Source organism: Candidatus Methylacidiphilales bacterium, from assembly GCA_028713655.1.
In the GTDB taxonomy this organism is placed as follows: domain Bacteria; phylum Verrucomicrobiota; class Verrucomicrobiia; order Methylacidiphilales; family JAAUTS01; genus JAQTNW01.
Map to the genome: position 1 here is coordinate 37744 of JAQTNW010000006.1, position 18326 is coordinate 56069.

Below are 18326 nucleotides of genomic sequence, written 5' to 3' on the forward strand. Positions count from 1 at the left end.
TCAATGAGCGGGGTTCATTCCGAAAAATAAAACACCGGGGTTGATGCCAGCTTGGAAGCGCGCTTGGCGCGGAATTCCGCCGCTGCGGTTTGGATTTTCCCAAAAAAGTTCCGCCAATCCTGCATGCTTTTCGGCGCGCTCGGCGTCTGCAAAAAGGCGCGGATCCACATCAGCCCAAGAAAGGTGATCCTGCCGTTCCATTTTTCAGGCAAACGCTGTTTCAGCCAGGCAACTTCTTCGGGGTAGCGCGCCTCAAATTCCACAGGCCGCCGGGTAAATAGTTCCAACTCGAATGTTTCCTCGCCCGCCTTTCCGGCCATCAAACAGTTGGGCGCAAAAACCTTCCAGCCTGGCAACTGCCCGACACTCTCCGCAAAACAGGCGTCCAGGATGACGATTCTATTTTTATCCGGAACAACATTTGCCGGGAGCAGTTCGCCGAGGTTCACCAGTTTTTTTTGCGTGAAATCCCAGTCGGCCACGGGAGACTGGTGGGATGCCAGGTAAACCAATGCGCCGGCAGGCAGGTTCTTGAGAAATGAGCCCATTTGTTCCGGGGTCCCATTTTCCAGCATCACAGGCGCAGCCGAAGCGCCCTTCCACTGATTAAGAGTTGCCTGGATCGCCAACGCGGTGCTGCGCGCGCCCTGCAGAGGCTTGCGATGATGATAGTCCCAATTGACAAAGGCCGATAGCTGTCCGGTGGCGACAACCTGGCCTGCAGCGGGGTTTGTCCACAAGGCCGGCGCCAGCATGCAGGCCATGAGCCTCATCCATCCGCTCATGTCACGGGTGCGTCTGGCGGATGACGTCTCTGGCCGTTTCTTTTGCGGTGTCGCGGATGACGTTGCGCTGGAAAAGCCGTTTTCTCAACTCCGTCGCCTTTGCGGCTGCGGCATTCAACTGCTGGTCCAGCGATGCGGGAACCGGGCGGCCCGATGCCACCAGGGTTTCACGGCGTACATTCAGGCTGCCTTCTTCCTTCGCCGCACTGAGGTAGGCCGCATGAGTGGAAGCGATCCGGCTGTCCACGGGCTGGAGCCTTCCGCCTTCCATAATATAACTGCCGGAACCGGCGCCGCCCAACGATCCGCCGTTCACCTGCACCGCCGCCTGGCCCTCGCCGCCCCTGGCTTTGGCCACCTCGAAGCTGGCGTTCGTGGCGTTGTATTCCTTCCCGTTGACCAGAAAGGCGCCGCTGATCTGGCCGTCGGAATAGGCGTTTTCTTTTCCGGGATTGATCGCAAAGTGTCCGCCCGCGCTTTCGGCCTCGAAGGTCGAATCACCCTTGGCCTTGGCGTAAATCCGCCCCTTGGGCACGTCAAATTGGCCGGTTTCACTGTCCACGCTGAACTGCGTCCCCACCGCGCCGCAAACGGCCGTGGGCGTTTCCACTTCCACTTTGCTGCCGCTGAGCTTGGGCAGGTCAAAATCCACCTTGCCGGCCTTCAGCTCCACGATGCGGCGGAATTTGGTATTGGCCGCTCCGGTCCCATTGACCTGGACCTCGCTGTTGGGCAGCAGCCTGAAAATATTTTCCGGGCTGAACTCGATTTTTAAAACGCCCTCCGCGGTGCGGGCCCACCAGCCGAGGGCGTAGTCGGCATTTGCCTTGGCGGGTTGATAGCTTTTGGCGTCTTTGCCCACATCACCGCCGCCGGACAAAACCTTGAAGGTCTGGGCCTGAAGGCCCGCCGTGGTCAGGATGAGGATGCATGTTAAAACTACGGTGTGAAACGATTTAAGTTGAGGGGTCATGGTGTTCCTTTTCTTTTTCAGATTGTTTTCCACCCGGTTCAATCGCAAGTGATAATCCCCAAAGATTGCCCACCCCGCGCGAATTTCCAAGCATTTAACCCGGATGCTTCACACGCTTCTGAAAACCCCCTGCAAAGTGTCCTGCCAAAAGGCCGGGCAGAATCAGGGACGAATTCACATCCGGGTTAATCCTTGGATTGCCTTGCGAACGCGCCGTTCCAACCCTCCGGCGGCGGGCTAACTTTGTACTGATCCACGCGCTCCAGCATCAGCCGCACCGCCGGATCTTGCGGCCGGACTTTCCGGCATTCGCCAAACGCCGCCCCGGCCTCAGCCCATTTTTTCTCCCACAACCGTTGAAGCCCCTGCTCATAGAACTTGATCCAGTCCGGCCGACCGGGGCCGCGTCCCACCAGTTCGTAAATCAACACCGGTTCGGTCTTGCCCTTGACCACCACCTTGTCCAGCAGACGGGTCACCCATCCGCCTTCCGGCAAAAGTTTCCGGGTGTTTTCTCCAATGATAATATGCGTGCCGTAATCCTTGTTGATCGGCTCCAACCGGGCCGCCAGGTTCACGGCATCGCCCATCACGGTGTATTGTTGCTTTTTGGCGGAACCCATGTTGCCGGCTGAAACGATTCCCGAATTGATTCCCATGCGGACATCGATCCGGATGCCGGTGTCGTTTTCGATCTCGCGTTCGAGCGATTTCAAGCGTTCCAGTTGGTCGAGCGCGGCGCCGCAGGCTTTTGCGGCATGCTCTTTTTCGGGCAACGGCACGCCCCAGACCGCCATGATCGCGTCCCCCTGGTATTTGTCAATGTAACCGTCTGACGCTAAAATAATATCGCTCATCGGGGTCAAATAACGGTTCAGCAGGGCGGACAATTCCTGCGGGGCCAGTTTTTCGGCAATCGTGGTGAATCCCGCGATATCGGAAAAAAAGACGCTCGTCTCGGCCTTTTCGCCCTGGAGGGAAAATCGTTCCGGGTTGGCTTCCAGCAACTCGAGAACCCGCGGGGATACTGCCGCGGAAAACGCCTTCCGCAAAACGCCGCGCCGCCTCGATTCCAAAATGTAATGAAAAATGGAATTGGCGGCAAAAAGCGCCAGCAACATCAGGCTCGGCGTCAAAAACGGCTCCAACCGGCCCAGCCAAAGCGCGCTGGCGGCCGCCGCCGCCGGATAAACAACGCAAAGCAGGCCCATGCCAACGGCAACCGCTGTGAACTTCCGGAAAAAAACATGCAGCAGACATGTCGCTGCCGCTAGCAACGCGAGCAAAATCACCGCCTGCCGAGGGGTCCAATAGCGCAAATAATCGCCCCGTAAAATGTTATCCATGGCATAAAGGTGCGCCAGAGCGTTCGGCACATTGTCCTCCAATGCGAAACTGCCGATATCACCGCTCGCGGTGAAAGCCTGGCCGATCACCGCGATCTTCCCCTGCAACCTGGGTAAAATCGTGTCGCGGCCCAGCGCGATTTTTTCCCGGCGTTGCGCGGGGTCCCGGATCAAATATCCAAGGTCCGCATCCAGGGCCAACCCGCACTCGGTCACATCCACATAGGATAAACTGGGCAGCACCCGGTCCCGGTAACCGCATTCCGTGTTGAGAAAAAGGCGGAATTGTTCATCCACCGGAATCCTGCGGGTCCAATCCTTGGTTTGGATGACAATGGAATCGCCGGCGACGGCATGAAAGGCAGGAGTACCCCCGCCCATTTTTTTAAGTTGCGCGGGATTGATGTCCCAATAAGCCATCAAGGCGTTCAACGCAAAGGACGGGACATGGCGGATGTGCCGGGTCTGCGGATCTTGTACCGCGTAAAGCAGCGGCACGCGCCGCACCACACCCCCTGCGTCACGCTGGACATTGATGGGCCCAAACCATGCCGGGGTGGACTCGGCCATCAGTTGGTCGATCAGCGGAATGGCGGCCTGCATGGGTGATTCAACGCCTCCTTCCACCAACCCCTCCGGAATGGCGGAAGCCAGGTATCTTTTAAAAACAGATTCCTGTTTTCCGCTGTCGCCAGCCAACCGGGCCGACAGCGCGGCATCATCGGGAAAATAATAGGCAAACAAGGGCCGGGGCGCGGGCTTTCCCTGCTGGCTCAGGTCGTCGAACGTAAACAAAAGATTCAACAGGCTGTCGTTGCCTTCGGACTCGGCCTCTTCGTACAATTTTCGCGCCTTGGAAAGCGCGGCGGCGGATTGCTCCTTATTTTCCAGACGGCTGGAAATTGAGGATTCCATAACCTTCCCGCCCGGACGAAAAATAATATCATAGGCCAAAACTTTGGGGTGGTAGATGCCGGCATGGGTTTGAAGCTGGAATGTGTACGCCTCGCGGGTCACCCAACTGTCCCGGCCCCACAAGCTGCTGAAAGCGGAATAGCTGGGGTCCACCGATTTGTCATCAATTCCGATAAAGGCCAGGTCGGGCGCGCAGACGGGGCCGGTCAGCTTGTAACGGAACAGTTGGAAATAATCCACCGCCTTGCCCTCCAGGCCCTGCCCCGCGTCGGAAAAGAAGAATACCATTGCCAGGCCGCAGGCAAGCAGGCTGAAACTAAACGGCAGGATATGTTCAGCGGAAGCATGTCCCCGGGCGATCTTGCCTGCGGCGTTCACAGCCGACTTATTGCCATGAATCACCGGGCACCGCAATTCAAAGTGAATAAATCGTCCGACAGGCTATCTTATCCGCATGAGAGCCTTGTTTGCCTGCCTGCTCGGTTTGATTGCTTTTAACCTCCATGGAGAACCCCCCACTATGAAGACCCAAACTCACGACCTCGAACTGGCCTCCTTTGGCGGCGGCTGCTTTTGGTGTATCGACGCTGTTTTTGAGCGGCTCGACGGCGTTAAAAAAGTCACCAGCGGCTATGCCGGAGGCACCCATGCCCGCCCGACTTATGAAGAAGTTTGCAGCGGCAGCACCGGCCACGCCGAAGTCGTGCAAATCTCCTTCGATCCGGCAAAAATTTCATACGAAAAACTGCTGGAAGTTTTCTGGCAGGCGCACGACCCCACCACCCTGAACCGGCAGGGCCCGGATTTCGGAACCCAATACCGTTCCATCATTTTGTATCAGAACGAAAAACAAAAGGCCGCCGCGGAAAAATCCAAGGCTGAAGCCGCGAAAAAATTCTCCAGCCCGATCGTGACCGAGATCGTTCCCTTGAAAGAGTTTTACCCGGCGGAAAATTACCACCAGGATTACTTCCGCTTGAACGGGCATGCCCCCTATTGCCGGTTTGTGATCGCTCCCAAAGTTGAAAAGCTGCAAAAGGAAAAAGTCATCCCATAGCGCGGATGTCCCCTGCTCATTCCGGGAAATGACGGGTTGAAATAGTTTAGCCGGATTTATGATCGACATCTGTCATAAATATGGACAAGTTAACGAGCAACCGCGCCTATCAGAGGGTGATGGATGCGAATGGAGCCGGGGAGGGTAGTATCACGCAATAATCCGCTCATCCTGTCGATGATTGGAATCTGAACTTGCGGGTCTTGTTGTCTTAATAGCGCGCGTATAAGTGCGCCACGCTTCCAATACTTATATCCATGACAAAATTGAATGCCCGCCGGGGTTGCTTTTCCTGGGAAAACAACTTTAATCCCAGCAGCATTTTAAATTAACTTGATGGCCAACACGATGTCTTTGCCCAGTTTTGATACACAGTCTAACCGACCGCTGAAGGTACTCCATGTGGAAGACAACTCCCACGACAGGGAACATATTTCCGGCATCCTGAACCGGGAGTTTTCAAACATCCACGTCACCCACATTCATGACGAGGCGATCCTGCATTCCACGCTTAAATCATTCCATCCGGATGTGGTGCTGACCGATTACAATCTCGGGTGGAGCAACGGCATTTCCATTCTGCGCATCGTGCGCGAAATCCATCCGGATTGCCCTGTCATCATGGTGACCGGAACGGGCAGCGAATCCGTGGCGGTGGACGGGCTGAAGCACGGTCTGGACGATTATTTCATTAAAACCCCCGGCCACCTGACCCGGCTCGGGGCCTCCGTCCGCAAATGCGTCGAGCAAACACGGCACAAACGCCTGTTGCGCATCCAACAGCGCGCGCTGTCCTCCATCTCGGAAGGCGTCGTCATCACCGACCCCAGCCTCCCTGACAACCCGATCATCTATGTCAATGACGCTTTCGAACGCATCAGCGGTTATCCAGCTCCCGAAGTCATCGGAAAAAACTGCCGTTTTCTCCAGGGACCGGGTTCCGATCCTGAAATGCTGTCCCGGATGCGCGAATCCATCAAGGCGCGCAGGCATTTTTCGGGCGAAATTTTAAATTACAGCAAGCAGGGCGTGCCGTATTGGAACCGTTTGTCCTTTTCGCCGGTCAAGGATGAGGCGGGCAATACCACCCACTTCGTCGGCGTCGCTTCGGACATCTCCACCCGCAAACAGGCGGAGGAAAATCTCCTCGAACAAAAGGCCGTGCTCAACCTCATTCTCGACAGCCTCAATGAGGCGGTTATCGCCATGGATATGGCAGGTCGCGTCGTCCTCCTGAACCCCTGGGCAAAGACCTTTTTTGGGACCGGCGGCGACTCGGCGGAATGCCCCGAATGGCTGCAGGACTGGGAATTTTTCGATCCAACGGATAATTCACCCCTCTCGGCGCTCCGGCATCCCATGGTCAGGGCCATGAGCGGTGAAACATTTCACAATCTGGAAATCATCACCCGCCACGGCGCCTCGTCCCGCGAACACCGGCTTTCAATCGACGGCGGTGCCCTGCGGGACAAGGACGGTTCCATTCGCGGCTGCGTCCTCGTCTGCCGGGACATCTCCGCCGAGCGCCAGATGGAGGAACATCTCAGGCAGTCACAGAAAATGGAAACCATCGGCCAGCTCGCCGGCGGCGTCGCCCACGATTTCAACAATATCCTGGTCGCAATTCTGGGATATTCCGAACTGCTGCTCAATGAAACCACGTCCGGGGATCCGAGGCACAAGTTGGTCGAGGAAATTTACAAGGCCGCGGGACGGGCCGCTACCCTGACACGCCAATTGCTGACATTCAGCCGCAAACACGTTCTCGAGATGCGGCCTCTTTCGTTGAACAAGATCGCCACCGAGATGGAGGACATGCTCCGCCGTTTGATCGGCGAACGGATCCGCTTTGTCTTCACCCTGTGCCGGAATCCGGACCCGGTATTGGCGGATGCGGGGCAGATTGAGCAGATCATCATGAATCTGGTCGTCAACGCGCGGGATGCCATGCCCTCCGGAGGAACCCTTGAAATCCTCACCCGTAACGTAACCATTGAGCCCGCCAATAGCGATGAAATCCCCGCCGGCAATTATGTCTGCCTCTCTGTTTCCGACACAGGCATGGGCATGACGCCGGATGTCAAAGAACAGATCTTCGAACCCTTTTTTACAACCAAGGGCCAGACCGGAACCGGCCTCGGACTTTCCACCTGCCGGAGCATCATCAGGCAAATGCAGGGCCAGATCCGCGTTTATACCGAAGTCGGAAAGGGCAGTATTTTCCGCATCTACCTGCCGGCCACACGCCTCGCGCCGCAACAGGAACAGGACGCGCCTTTGATCCAGCCCGCCATCCCGCGCGGCACCGAAACGGTGCTCCTGGTTGACGATGAAGCATCCCTGCGGCTGATTCTGGCTACAATTCTGAAACAAGCGGGCTATCAAGCCGTGGTTGCCGCCAATGGCCGGGAAGCCCTGGATTATCTCCGGGAAAATCCGGAAGTTCATGTGGTTGTTACCGACGTCATGCTGCCCGACATGCCCGGCACCGAACTGGCTTCCAAAGTCAAGGAACTCAACCCGTCCGCCCATTTGATCTTCACCTCAGGCTATGCCAGCGAGGATTTGCCCACCGGACGCTTCCCCTCTTCCGTCTTTATTCAAAAACCGTTCACACCCACTTCCTTCATGAAAAAACTCCGGCAAACTCTCGACACCACAGGGTGAGCGGGAAATTTTGGAATGCGTCGGCAGAGCATAGCCACGACGGCGCTTTTTCAGGAAACCCAAAGCGGTGTCGCGTCCGGCGGCTGCCAGACTTGCCACCGCACCATACTGTTCATTCGGCGACCGCTTCGGGGGGTGCGCTCTTCTGGGCCGTGGCCTCCCAATGGCCCCCAAAATCCTTGAATCAAATCCCGGCTCCTGGCGTCGAACCGGTAAGAGGAAAATACTATGAAAACTAAACTTCTGATTCTGGGTGCCTGTGCGTTGTTCGGCGGACTGATGGGCTTGGCTCCGAAAGCGGAAGCTGGCGTCGGCTTTTCGGTCAACTTCGGCCCTTCGTATTGCGACCCTGGCCCCTACTACGTCGTACGCCGCCCATGCTACCCCTATGGGCATTACTATTATCCGCGGCCTTACTATTACTCACCCTATTATTCACCCGGCGTGACGTTTTATTTCGGGGGTGGAGGCCGCCATGATGGCGGATGGCATCACCACAGACATTAACAAACAGCGCGCCTTAAAAACCCGGCCCTGTTAAAGAACGGCCGGGTTTTTTGCGTTTGGAGCGGAAATGAATCTGGGTTTTCCAAAGAAGCAGCCGAAGCTGCGCCCCATCCCAGCCTGGGGCATCGCCCCAGGAATCCGAATAATACAAAACCTCAAGCCCTGTAGGGGCGCACTAACGTAGATCGCTCCTTCAGAGTTCGATAAATTTTTTATGCGCCATACCCAGGGTTTCGCACTGGGCTGGTATAGGGCGGGCCTTCGGCCCTTATGAAGAGTCGCGAAACCTCTAACACTCCATGTTTTAAAACCTGGATCACCACGTCGTCCGGCTCCGGCGGACTCCTCGTGATGACGCACGGACGGTGCAACACCGTAAGGAAACCGGCAAGGCCGTTTCGTCCTTCAGCCCAGAGGCTCGAAAAACGAAACAAAAAGAATCCCCATTCGGCGTGGTTTCACGCCGAAACAAGTAAAGCTATCGTTGCGATAGCTTTACAGGCCCTTTTTAAAATCCGCCCCGGGCGAAAACTTCACGCTCTTGGAAGCGGCGATCTTGATCTTTTCTCCGGTCTTGGGATTCACGCCGATGCGGGCGGCGCGGTTCACCACCTTGAAAGTTCCGAAGCCGATCAACTGGACCGCCTTGGATTTCGTGACGGACGACTTGATGCTTTCTATCACGGCGCTGAGGGCGCGTTCCGCCGCGGCCTTGCTGGTTTCACCGCCGAGTTCTTTTTGGATCTTTTCTACGAGTTGGGCGCGATTGACGCTCATGGGTTTCCTTTGTTTAATTTGTTCTTGTTTGCAATAGGCTTCCTTGGGCGTCAATCCAAAATTGACAGAATCAAAGAGTAATTGGCCCCAAAAGATCACAAAGGATCACAAAAGAGGTTTTATAAATAGCTGTTTCTCGCGCCAAGTTCGCCAAGCCCGCAAAGTTTTAAATTCTTGCCTGCTGTATTAAATATTTTTCTTTGTGTTTTTTGAGTTCTCTTGCGGCCCCAAAAATGGGCTATCTGCGCAATCTGCGGATAAACCTGTTCTCGTTTATCCGTATAAATCAGTGGTTAAAATTTCGCTACTCTGTGTTCTCCGCGGCTCCGTGAGAGAAATATTCTTTGCCTTCCTTTCGTGATTTTCGAGTGTTTCATGGTTCAAACTGGGTTTTAAGTCTTAAGATTCTCTGCGTCTTGGCGTCTTGTGCCCTCTGCGTTAAAGTGTCTTGCTGTCGTTGGGCTTTACGTTCCCGCCCGCCGCGCTAGGCTCCTTTTCAACGCATGCAAACCAACCCGGAATCCTTTCCAGCGGCCCCACTGGGCTTTGGACGCGCCTGTGCGTTGCGCTTCCTGCGCCTGATCTGCGAGGTCCGAAAAGTCAGCGCCGCGCAATCCTGGGAACCCGGACGACAACTGCTCGCCGCCTCTCGCCTTTCCTTCGGCGAAGCTCTCGCGCTCCAGACCGATTCTTCCCTGCCGATTTGTTTTTTGGTTTATGCCAGACCTTCGCATGTCGGGTTTTGGGCGCACTGGAGCGGGTTGTTGTCCCTGCGGATCGTCTCGTCGGACTGCGCGCAGGGACTGGCCGAACATATTGAAACCTGCCGCCGCAAAGGGTATTGGGTTTGTTTGCTGACGGAAGGGATTCCTGCCGCCGATTTGGAGAAAGCCATCCGACTTTCGCACTCCAATGTCATCCCCATGGCCGCGTTGGATTATTCCCGGCTGAAACTCACCCGGAATTTCCGGCACCTCGCCTGGCGGGGACTGAGCCGCCTCCTGGGCGTGTGTTATGGACCGGAGATCAAAGCCGCCGACTTCACCGCCGTCCGCTTCCGGCGCGACTTGTTGGAGGTGAATTCCCGCGTCGTGGAATCGCACCCTGCGCTGAAAATCCATCTGGCCGAAGCCTGTGTGCGCGGACTGAAACGGAGACAGTTCAGGGCCATCGTCATCGACACCTATGCGCACGGGCGAAAGTTCAACGGCGGCATGTTGCTGGCCGCCGCGTGGCTGCTGACGGATTGGATACGCGCAAATGCCCGCGAAGAAAGAATCGGAATCGTATTGCCGCCCGGCATCGCCGCCATGGTGGCCAACCTCGCCTGCGTCCTTTGCGGCAAGACGCCGGTGAACCTGAATTTTACTGCGGGCCGCGCCGCAAATGAATATGCCATCCGGCTCGCGGGCGTCCGGCGGATTTTGACAACCGAAATGGTTGTCAAACGGCTGGCCGATTTCCCGTGGACCGACGACCGCTTCGATGTCGTGGACTGGCTGCTGGAAATGCCCAAGTCAAAACTGCTGGGCCGTTTTCTGCGCGTTGTTCTTACGCCGTCGAAATGGCTTCTGGAGGAACTTGATGTGCCGGAAAAGGGCGACCAGCGCGAAGCTGGCATCTTGTTTACCAGCGGCAGCTCAGGCGCTCCGAAGGGCGTCGTGCTCAGCCATCGCAACATCATCGGCAACGTGTCGCAGCTCGAAGCCGTTTTGCCTCACAAAATGGTGCCGTCACTACTCGGAAGCCTGCCGGTGTTTCACAGCTTCGGCTTCACCGTCATGCTCTGGTGGCCGTTGATGTCAGGCCCCAGGACCGTGACCTGCGTTTCGCCATTGGAAGTGGCGAAGATTCTGGAAGTGGTTGAAAAGTACAAAGTGGCCCTCATGGTGACAACCCCAACCTTCCTGAGGAGCTATCTGAAAAAGGCGAAGCCGGAGCAACTGGTGTCGCTGCGCATGATCGTGACCGGCGCGGAAAAATTGCCGGTTCCGCTCATGCAGGAATTCGAGGACCGGATGAAGATCATGGTGGGCGAGGGCTACGGCATGACCGAGGGCTCGCCGGCGATAGCCGTCAACCTGCCGGATTGGAGCATCGTGGGAAACGGCATCGAGGAGGCCAAGGGCCGTGTGGTCGGCAGTGTGGGTCGCGTGGTGCCGGGCGTTGCCGTGCGCGTGTGGTCGCCCGGGACCGAGGATGAGCTCCCGATCTCCAGCAGCGGAATGCTTTTGTACCGGGGCGTCAATATTTTCGGCGGGTATCTCGATGCGCCTGAAAAATCAGCCGAGGTGTTGAAGGACGGCTGGTATGTCTCCGGCGACATCGGCCGGATGGACGAGGACGGATTTTTATATATTGAAGGGCGCCTGAGCCGATTTTCAAAGATTGGCGGCGAAATGGTTCCGCACGGGACGGTGGAGCATTACCTGGTCGAGGCGTTGCGGCGTGAGCAGGGCGAGGACTTCAACCTTGTGATCATGGGCGCCTCCGATGCGAAAAAGGGCGAATCACTCGTGGCGATTGTGAACCATCCCGTGGAGAAGGAAGCGCTGCGCCGGATTTTGTCCGAGCAAGGCCTGCCGAACCTCTGGGTGCCGAAGGCTGTTAAAGTCGCGCCCGTGATCCCCCACCTCGCCAGCGGCAAACTGGATTTACAGGCTTGCCAGGCGCTTGCTAATGAAGCAGCCAGAGATACGGCTCCGCCAGTTTAAAGCAGGAGCCGTCAACATTCAGCGTTCGGCTCTCAGCTTTGTACCCGGTTTCCGTTCTGCCCGACTTTCTGAATTCATAATTTCCTCCATTTTCATGGGTGACTTTTTGAGTTATTATGCGATAACTTCTCTCCACTGGGGGTTATTAAGGCATTACTAGTTTAGGGAAATACGGAAAAGAGGGCATCCGAACTGGATCAAGCTGAAAGGCTCAACTACATTCGATATGAATACACGAAGCATCGCATTACTGTGTGTCAGCCTTATTATTTGCACTTACATTGTGTCCAGCTTTTTTGCAAAGACGGCAATTAAAGCCGCTGAAACTGGAACTTCCGTCATAAAAGAGCCAATTCAGGATATAACAAAACTACCAAGTGAAGTCCTCGATTCCATAAAAGTGGGGATCAAGGCAGTCTGGAACGACAAACTAGCTGACCAGCAACGCGAAATTGATAGACTCAACATCGAAAGATCTAATTTAGATTCGGAAATTAATAGACTAAGGTCTCAAAGCGTAAAGATAACTGATATTCAAACGCAATTAACCCTGAATGTTATTTCCTGTGATGAGTCAATTTGGGATTGTAAAAAAATAGCGATTCAAAACGACACCTACCCATGGTTCGATCCTAATCCTATGCATAGAGACTATACTCTTGAGTACGTTGGAGTTATGGAATTAAAATACAAAAAAAATATCGGAATAGATTTGGAAAAACTGCGATTCAAGCTGGATAGGAATTCAAGAACCATCCTCATTGACGGATTCGACCGTGCCGTTAAGACCTCAATCGATAAAATACCAGTTGAGGAATGGAAGATGTCGGAAATACGAAAGCTTGAAAAGCCATCAAAATTATACCCGTATCAAACATCATCTATTATAAGTGATCCCAGCATAGAAAACCAAAAAGCCGCCCAAAAGCAAGAAGTAGTGGATAGAACTAACACTGCTCCTGTCCCAGAGTATTTGCAAATGCTAGCAAAGCAATTAACGTGCAAGTGGCTCACAGCATTATTTAGTCTTGCTGATTATCGCGTTGAAGTTGGATCAGTTGGCACCAATGAGGGCTTTACTTCGAGTAATATTTGCACTCAACTTCACGAGAATGTTGATAACGAAATACAAGTCAAAAGCAAAGCAATCGAGAAAAATGATGCATTACTTCGAAATACAAAGTTGGAGTACAACAAGGCCTTTGAAAAAGCTGTAGACGAGCAGATCGATAATGCAAAGAAACTAAGTAACCAGACTAATGAATCCACTAAGCAATGAATATAACTGCGGGTCGCGGCTTGACATGAACGAAATGATCCGCGCTCGCTAGCGCCTAATTACAAACTATGAGCTTATGAATCTCCATCCTAAAGAAAAGTACAAGCTGGAATACGCGGAAGTGGGCCGCCTGCGGCAACATTACAGCACTATCAGATCAAGCTTGACTACATTTGCCATGACATCTTCTTTGGCGGCATTCGCCAAATTCTTATCAGAAGCGCCAAGGCCATTGTATCTGGCTTTAATTGGATGGTTTATGTTCGTCGTTGCATTCATTGCTTGTTTTGTGTTTTCATATCGAACTGAAAAAGCTAATCTTTACGCAGAAATTCTTTGGCGCTGGTTCAAGTCAGAAAAGCAAAGCGAGCCTCCAAGTTTCTTGCAGTACAAAGAGAAAAGATGTGATGTGGTTTGTCAGATGTTGAGAGATGAAATGAATTGGTTTATGCTGGTAGCTCTTCTATTGATTGTAGTAGCGGCCTTTTATTTCTGACTGATACTGATTGGGGTCGCGGCTTGACATTGACAAAATCACAAATCGAGATGAACCTCGTCGTGCTGCCGGGAGCGGCATGGGATGGATCGACACGTTCTGCGGTTGCCGGACTCGCGATGACGAATCACTTGAGTTTGTCCCCGCTGGTATAGAGACCGACGCACCGCGTCATTGCGAGGAGAACGGCGGAGTCGGCCCTGTTCATCCTGTCAAAAATGTGTTTCCCTTTTGCGTTTTTTTGCGTTGTTTCGCGGGCAACATAAACCCCCTTGTCAGGGGGATGGAAACTGAGGAAACAGAAGGTGAACAAAATTCTCCGTTTACTCTGCCTGCTCGCGATGCCTATCGGAGTTAGCTCCTGTTAGAGCATATTGTATTTATTCTGCCGCACGTTCATGCGTTCTGCGGCGGCGGACGAGGAGCGCAGCGACGCGGCAATCCGGAAACCAGCTTATGGGTATGGAGTGGATCGTCACGGCCCAACTCCGACATGCGTCGCGAGTGGAATAACCACACACCCCGAAGCGGTCGCCGCGGCGACCTTTCCGCCCCTCTTGATAGAGGGGACTTTTAAAGCAGGAGCTCATAGCCATCCCAGCTTTCAACATCCATTTTTATTCGTGGTTAAGTTTTTCCTCCATTTTTGTGATTTTTGCGCCTTTTCGCGGCCAAACGGTTTTAAATTTTCGCGTTGTTTCGCGGGCAACACAAACCCCCTTGTCAGGGGGATGGAAACTGAGGAAACAGAGGGTGAACAAAATTCTCCGTTTACTCTGCCTGCTCGCGATGCCTATCTGAGTTAGCTCCTGTTAGAGAAAAGTGGAAAACATCCGCCGGACAGGATGTCCGCCGGGTGCGGGCAAGATGCCCGCGCTCCTGTAAGACACAAAACAATTTCATGCGGGGATTGGGGTCGCGGCGGACGCACTTTAAAAATGTATTCCTGCGTCTTCGCGTGTGCCGCAGGCGCATGGCGACTCTGGGTTAAAGTCATACACACTCCAAAGCTTATGGAGAAGCCCTTCGCAGGGTGGAAAGGCTTTACTCACCCGTCCATGGCCCGAACAACTTATACATGGCCTCGGCGGGAAAATATTTGCCCGGGCATGCCGTCGGCCGGATGTTGATGTCGCGGTGCACCACAAACCGCGGCTTGATATGTTCCACGTTTTGAACCCTGTCCTGCAGATACGTGATCAACTCGATCAGCGCCGCCATTTGTTTGCGCGTCGGCCGGGTGGTGTTGAAATCCCCGACCAGGCAGATTCCGATCGCCACCTCGTCCTGCTCCTCACTGCGGAGATGTCCGCCCTGCAACTGCTTGAGCCAGCGATTGCCCACTTCAATCTCTCCGTCGCCGGTGTCGGTCCCGTTCCCGATGACAAAATGATAGGCCATGCCGTTTTCCATTCCCCTGACATTCCGGTGATAATATTCAAAAATGCGAGCGCTGCCGTTGGGCGTGCCGCTGTGATGCACGACAATATAACGCCAGATGCGTGAGCCAATCCTCGGCTCGTCGATCTTGTCCTTGGCCCTTGAAACAAACAGGTAGCGTGGCGCCACCCTGGGCGGTTTCGGAGCCGGACTGTTCTCGATCCGGGCAACCGGCACCGCACGGAGCGGAGATCCTGTCTTCAAGAGCAACTTTTGCCCAACCCGGATCTGTCCGTTGCGCAATCCATTGAGGCGCATGATTTCCGCCGGAGAGACTCCAGATTGCCGCGAAATACTGGATAGGGTATCCCCCTTTTTTACAACATAAAATTCCGGCTCGCCTGAGTCTTCCTGCGATTTATCCTTCCCGGGCTTTTCCAATGCAGAATTCCCGCCAGACCCGGCACCAGGGATTTGGACCGCATCTCCGGGCTTGAGGGAACGGCTGTCGATTCCGGGGTTGGCCGCCACAATCTCACTCACCGACACGCCATAGTTGTGGCTCAGGCTGTAGAGTGTCTCTCCCTTTTTTACCGTGTGGGTGGCCGCGTCAGCAACCTGCAACAGCAGCAGGAAAATGACTCCGCACGCCGAAAGAAACCGTTTGCACATAATCGGGCTCATTCTGGAAAATTAGCCTTTTGTGCCGCCCGATTCGGTTTTATCATGATCCAAGGCATGCAACATCCTTCCAAAGTCCTTCACGACAAGCAAAGCGAAAGAGACACGCGCAAGCTCCGCATCGACAAGGTGGGGGTCAAGGGACTGAAACATCCCATTGAAATCGCCGACAAGGCCCACCATCGCCAGAACACCGTTGCGACCATCGCCTTGACGGTGGATCTGCCCCACCATTTCAAGGGCACCCACATGAGCCGTTTTGTCGAGGCTTTGAATTCACACGGACGCCTGATCCAGGTTGAGAGCATCCCCAGGATTCTCAAAAGCCTGCAAGCACGCCTGGAAGCCAAGACCGCCCATCTGGAAATGGAGTTTCCCTTCTTTCTGGAAAAGAAGGCGCCGGCCACATCTGCGGTTGGGCTGCTCGATTACATGGTACGCTTTGACGCCCAGGCGAACGGCAAACGCACGGAGTTCAGGGTCACCGTGGTGGTGCCGGTCACGACCCTTTGCCCCTGCAGCAAGGCCATCAGCGCCCGCGGCGCGCACAACCAACGGGGCCACGTCACGCTTGCGGTCGAGTTTAAAAAAATCGTCTGGATCGAGGACTTGATCTCACTGGTCGAGCAATCGGCCAGTTGCGAATTGTATTCACTGCTGAAACGCCCGGATGAAAAGTACGTCACGGAAAAGGCGTATGACAATCCCGTCTTTGTCGAGGACCTGGTCCGGAACGTCGCGCTTCGCTGCAACGCCCACCCTCACATCACCTGGTACCGGGTTGAGGCTGAAAACATGGAGAGCATTCACAATCACAACGCCTATGCGATGATTGAGAAGGGGTGACGGCGGAGGAACGACATGAAAGCCCTGCCCCGGATCGTAAAGTTGCATGGCGGCCAATACCTGCTGCGCGCCCTTGGCCCGCCCGACATGGAGCAGCTCAGGACCTTTTTTTATTCCCACACGCCCGAGACCATTCACCTCCGCTATGGGTATATGATCAAGGACATGACGCCGGAACGCGCCGCCCTCCTCGTCGGAGTGGACCAAACCCGCGATTTTGCGCTTGGGATTTTCGAGGATTCACCAAAGGGACAAATCCTCGACGCGGTGGGGCGCTATTGCCTGGATGACACCGGCGCATCAGCCGAGATGGCTTTTGTTGTCCGTGAAAGCAAACGCGGGTTGGGCATGGCAAGCTTGCTGCTTCAAACCCTGGTTGACGCCGCGCAAAGCCGGCATTTGATGGAAGCGTGGGCCAGCGTTGCGCCCGACAATCACACAATGCTGCATTTGTTGCACAAGGCGGGATTCAAAACCGGCAAGCCCTCATCCGACGGCAATCTGGTGTGGAGACTCGGTCTTTCAAAAAAGCCAGCCAGATGATCTAACAATCGAAAAAGCTAAATTTTTAACAGGAAGATCGCAAAAAACGTTTTTGCAAAGCGAGCGTGGAAATGGGAAAAGTCAAAAGTGTGAATTAGAAAACCCTCTGCGTTCACGGCGACTGCGGTGAAAGCGCTTTGTTTGATCCGTTTAATGCGAGACCCAATATTCCAGCGGGTTGTTCATGCGCTCCGCCAGTTCCGCCGTGTAGCCCTGCCATTCGGCCGCGGATGTAAACCGTCCGTCCCTGTCCCAGGCGTGCAGATAATAGACGAGCACCGGGAAATCCGGTTTCCGCAAATACACCAAATGGTCGCCGATTGTGTCCACCCCCGGCGGGCTTTCAATGAAATCACGGGGGCGAAAAATAAGCGCCGATGCCAGAAAGGCGGAGACCGGCTTCGCAGGGTCCTCCACGATGACAGAACCTTGCGAGGTAAGGACAAGCCGGTTGTCGAATAGTTGCAACCTCTCCTGTCCGGGCAAGGAAGTTATGCCGGCGCCAAATTTCAAGGGGATGGAATTGTCGGGCCAATGCACCGCATGAAATTCAACCTTGAGAAAGCGCTGGCCTGCGTCGATTTCGATCCGTTCGGAAAGTTCGACATTCCCGGCCTGTGTTTGCCAGTTTTTGATGCTGAGGTCCACAATTCCGCGCAAGGGGCCGGAAGCAACAAGCCCGTATGTGGTTTGGGCCTGATTATCAAATGGCCGTTCGTTTCCCGCCGAGCCGGGCCCGCAATTCAAAAACACCGAACCGGCACCCATACCCGCACCCGGACGCAGATAATTCGAGGCCACCGGTGCGGTTCCTACTTTTCCCCTCATGAAAATTGTTTTGGCGCCGAGGAGAGCCGGATTCGTCTTTCCATAGACATTCAAGCTCTGCGCGTCGAAACAGGCGTAGGCCAGCCACTCGGATTCCCATACGGCGCCCTGCAGACCCGGAACGACCTGATTTAAAAGATGGGCATCCGCCCGTTTCAAAAACGCATGCCGCGACATTTCTCCCGGGTAACACAAGCATGAGATGCTTTCATACGGGCCCAATGAAACCTCAAAAAAAAGTTCATCCGGCCTGCCATCTCCGTCAAGGTCGTCGATTTGAAATGGAATATCCCGGCCTGCCGAATCCCTCAGCGCCATTCCATTCCTACGTACGGAGGACGGAAGTTTCCCCAACGGAATGGAAATGCCTTCATCATTCCGGATCAACCCCGTGGGATTGCTGACCGTAATGCAAATCGGCTGGTTGCCCCTGGAACAGCCCGCTGCCAGAACCGACAGCAGACTCAGAACAAAGACGGCAAAAAAACGGTTCCGCGCCTGCCTGGTGGACTTCGAAACTGCCATGGAAAAG

14 protein-coding genes are annotated in these 18326 nt (G+C 54.7%); 8 read left to right on the top strand and 6 right to left on the bottom strand.

Going from position 1 to position 18326, the window contains the following annotated elements; all coding sequences use genetic code 11:
* Positions 1 to 14: 14 nt before the first annotated feature.
* The 3 genes from PHD76_03265 to PHD76_03275 all read right to left on the bottom strand — a co-directional run bounded on the left by PHD76_03265 (position 15) and on the right by PHD76_03275 (position 4421).
* On the bottom strand, positions 15 to 785 hold the full coding sequence (locus PHD76_03265; GenBank protein ID MDD5260847.1) for a hypothetical protein: 771 nt from the start codon (positions 783 to 785) through the stop codon (positions 15 to 17).
* Between the two features lies 1 nt (position 786).
* The gene (locus PHD76_03270) at positions 787 to 1758 is read right to left on the bottom strand and encodes a FecR family protein (protein ID MDD5260848.1); all 972 of its coding nucleotides are present in this window, start codon (positions 1756 to 1758) and stop codon (positions 787 to 789) included.
* 185 nt (positions 1759 to 1943) lie between these two features.
* The gene (locus tag PHD76_03275) at positions 1944 to 4421 is read right to left on the bottom strand and encodes an adenylate/guanylate cyclase domain-containing protein (GenBank protein ID MDD5260849.1); all 2478 of its coding nucleotides are present in this window, start codon (positions 4419 to 4421) and stop codon (positions 1944 to 1946) included.
* Between the two features lie 118 nt (positions 4422 to 4539).
* On the opposite strand from PHD76_03275, the gene msrA reads away from it, so the two are divergent.
* From msrA to PHD76_03290, 3 genes are all read left to right on the top strand, one after another.
* Positions 4540 to 5076: a peptide-methionine (S)-S-oxide reductase MsrA gene (gene msrA / locus PHD76_03280; protein MDD5260850.1), complete on the top strand. Its 537-nt coding sequence runs from the start codon at positions 4540 to 4542 to the stop codon at positions 5074 to 5076.
* Positions 5077 to 5478: 402 nt separating this feature from the next.
* Positions 5479 to 7743: a response regulator gene (locus PHD76_03285; GenBank protein ID MDD5260851.1), complete on the top strand. Its 2265-nt coding sequence runs from the start codon at positions 5479 to 5481 to the stop codon at positions 7741 to 7743.
* Between the two features lie 228 nt (positions 7744 to 7971).
* On the top strand, positions 7972 to 8250 hold the full coding sequence (locus tag PHD76_03290) for a hypothetical protein (protein MDD5260852.1): 279 nt from the start codon (positions 7972 to 7974) through the stop codon (positions 8248 to 8250).
* Positions 8251 to 8745: 495 nt separating this feature from the next.
* Here PHD76_03290 and PHD76_03295 read toward each other — a convergent pair whose 3' ends face one another.
* Positions 8746 to 9027, bottom strand: coding sequence for an HU family DNA-binding protein (locus PHD76_03295; GenBank protein MDD5260853.1), 282 nt, complete (start codon positions 9025 to 9027; stop codon positions 8746 to 8748).
* Between the two features lie 503 nt (positions 9028 to 9530).
* Between PHD76_03295 and PHD76_03300 the strand changes: the two genes are divergently transcribed.
* The 3 genes from PHD76_03300 to PHD76_03310 all read left to right on the top strand — a co-directional run bounded on the left by PHD76_03300 (position 9531) and on the right by PHD76_03310 (position 13516).
* Positions 9531 to 11741 carry an AMP-binding protein gene (locus PHD76_03300; GenBank protein MDD5260854.1) on the top strand — a complete coding sequence of 737 codons (2211 nt, stop codon included), beginning with the start codon at positions 9531 to 9533 and terminating at the stop codon, positions 11739 to 11741.
* Between the two features lie 226 nt (positions 11742 to 11967).
* Positions 11968 to 13020, top strand: a complete 1053-nt coding sequence (locus tag PHD76_03305; GenBank protein MDD5260855.1) for a hypothetical protein — start codon at positions 11968 to 11970, stop codon at positions 13018 to 13020.
* Positions 13021 to 13096: 76 nt separating this feature from the next.
* Positions 13097 to 13516, top strand: a complete 420-nt coding sequence (locus PHD76_03310) for a hypothetical protein (protein ID MDD5260856.1) — start codon at positions 13097 to 13099, stop codon at positions 13514 to 13516.
* 1044 nt (positions 13517 to 14560) lie between these two features.
* Here PHD76_03310 and PHD76_03315 read toward each other — a convergent pair.
* The gene (locus tag PHD76_03315; protein MDD5260857.1) at positions 14561 to 15580 is read right to left on the bottom strand and encodes a LysM peptidoglycan-binding domain-containing protein; all 1020 of its coding nucleotides are present in this window, start codon (positions 15578 to 15580) and stop codon (positions 14561 to 14563) included.
* A gap of 54 nt (positions 15581 to 15634) precedes the next feature.
* Here PHD76_03315 and folE2 point away from each other — a divergent pair, with 54 nt between their 5' ends.
* Together folE2 and PHD76_03325 are read left to right on the top strand one after the other, a co-directional pair.
* On the top strand, positions 15635 to 16423 hold the full coding sequence (folE2, locus tag PHD76_03320; protein MDD5260858.1) for a GTP cyclohydrolase FolE2: 789 nt from the start codon (positions 15635 to 15637) through the stop codon (positions 16421 to 16423).
* Positions 16424 to 16438: 15 nt separating this feature from the next.
* Positions 16439 to 16966, top strand: coding sequence for a GNAT family N-acetyltransferase (locus tag PHD76_03325; GenBank protein ID MDD5260859.1), 528 nt, complete (start codon positions 16439 to 16441; stop codon positions 16964 to 16966).
* Between the two features lie 150 nt (positions 16967 to 17116).
* Here PHD76_03325 and PHD76_03330 read toward each other — a convergent pair whose 3' ends face one another.
* On the bottom strand, positions 17117 to 18319 hold the full coding sequence (locus tag PHD76_03330) for a DUF4861 family protein (protein MDD5260860.1): 1203 nt from the start codon (positions 18317 to 18319) through the stop codon (positions 17117 to 17119).
* Positions 18320 to 18326 lie beyond the last annotated feature (7 nt).

Coding starts and splice junctions, on each gene's coding strand:
- PHD76_03265 (MDD5260847.1), bottom strand. CDS start 785: ATGAGCGGATGGATGAGGCTCATGGCCTGCATGCTGGCGCCGGCCTTG.
- PHD76_03270 (MDD5260848.1), bottom strand. CDS start 1,758: ATGACCCCTCAACTTAAATCGTTTCACACCGTAGTTTTAACATGCATC.
- msrA (MDD5260850.1), top strand. CDS start 4,540: ATGAAGACCCAAACTCACGACCTCGAACTGGCCTCCTTTGGCGGCGGC.
- PHD76_03290 (MDD5260852.1), top strand. CDS start 7,972: ATGAAAACTAAACTTCTGATTCTGGGTGCCTGTGCGTTGTTCGGCGGA.
- PHD76_03295 (MDD5260853.1), bottom strand. CDS start 9,027: ATGAGCGTCAATCGCGCCCAACTCGTAGAAAAGATCCAAAAAGAACTC.
- PHD76_03300 (MDD5260854.1), top strand. CDS start 9,531: ATGCAAACCAACCCGGAATCCTTTCCAGCGGCCCCACTGGGCTTTGGA.
- PHD76_03305 (MDD5260855.1), top strand. CDS start 11,968: ATGAATACACGAAGCATCGCATTACTGTGTGTCAGCCTTATTATTTGC.
- PHD76_03310 (MDD5260856.1), top strand. CDS start 13,097: ATGAATCTCCATCCTAAAGAAAAGTACAAGCTGGAATACGCGGAAGTG.
- PHD76_03315 (MDD5260857.1), bottom strand. CDS start 15,580: ATGAGCCCGATTATGTGCAAACGGTTTCTTTCGGCGTGCGGAGTCATT.
- folE2 (MDD5260858.1), top strand. CDS start 15,635: ATGCAACATCCTTCCAAAGTCCTTCACGACAAGCAAAGCGAAAGAGAC.
- PHD76_03325 (MDD5260859.1), top strand. CDS start 16,439: ATGAAAGCCCTGCCCCGGATCGTAAAGTTGCATGGCGGCCAATACCTG.
- PHD76_03330 (MDD5260860.1), bottom strand. CDS start 18,319: ATGGCAGTTTCGAAGTCCACCAGGCAGGCGCGGAACCGTTTTTTTGCC.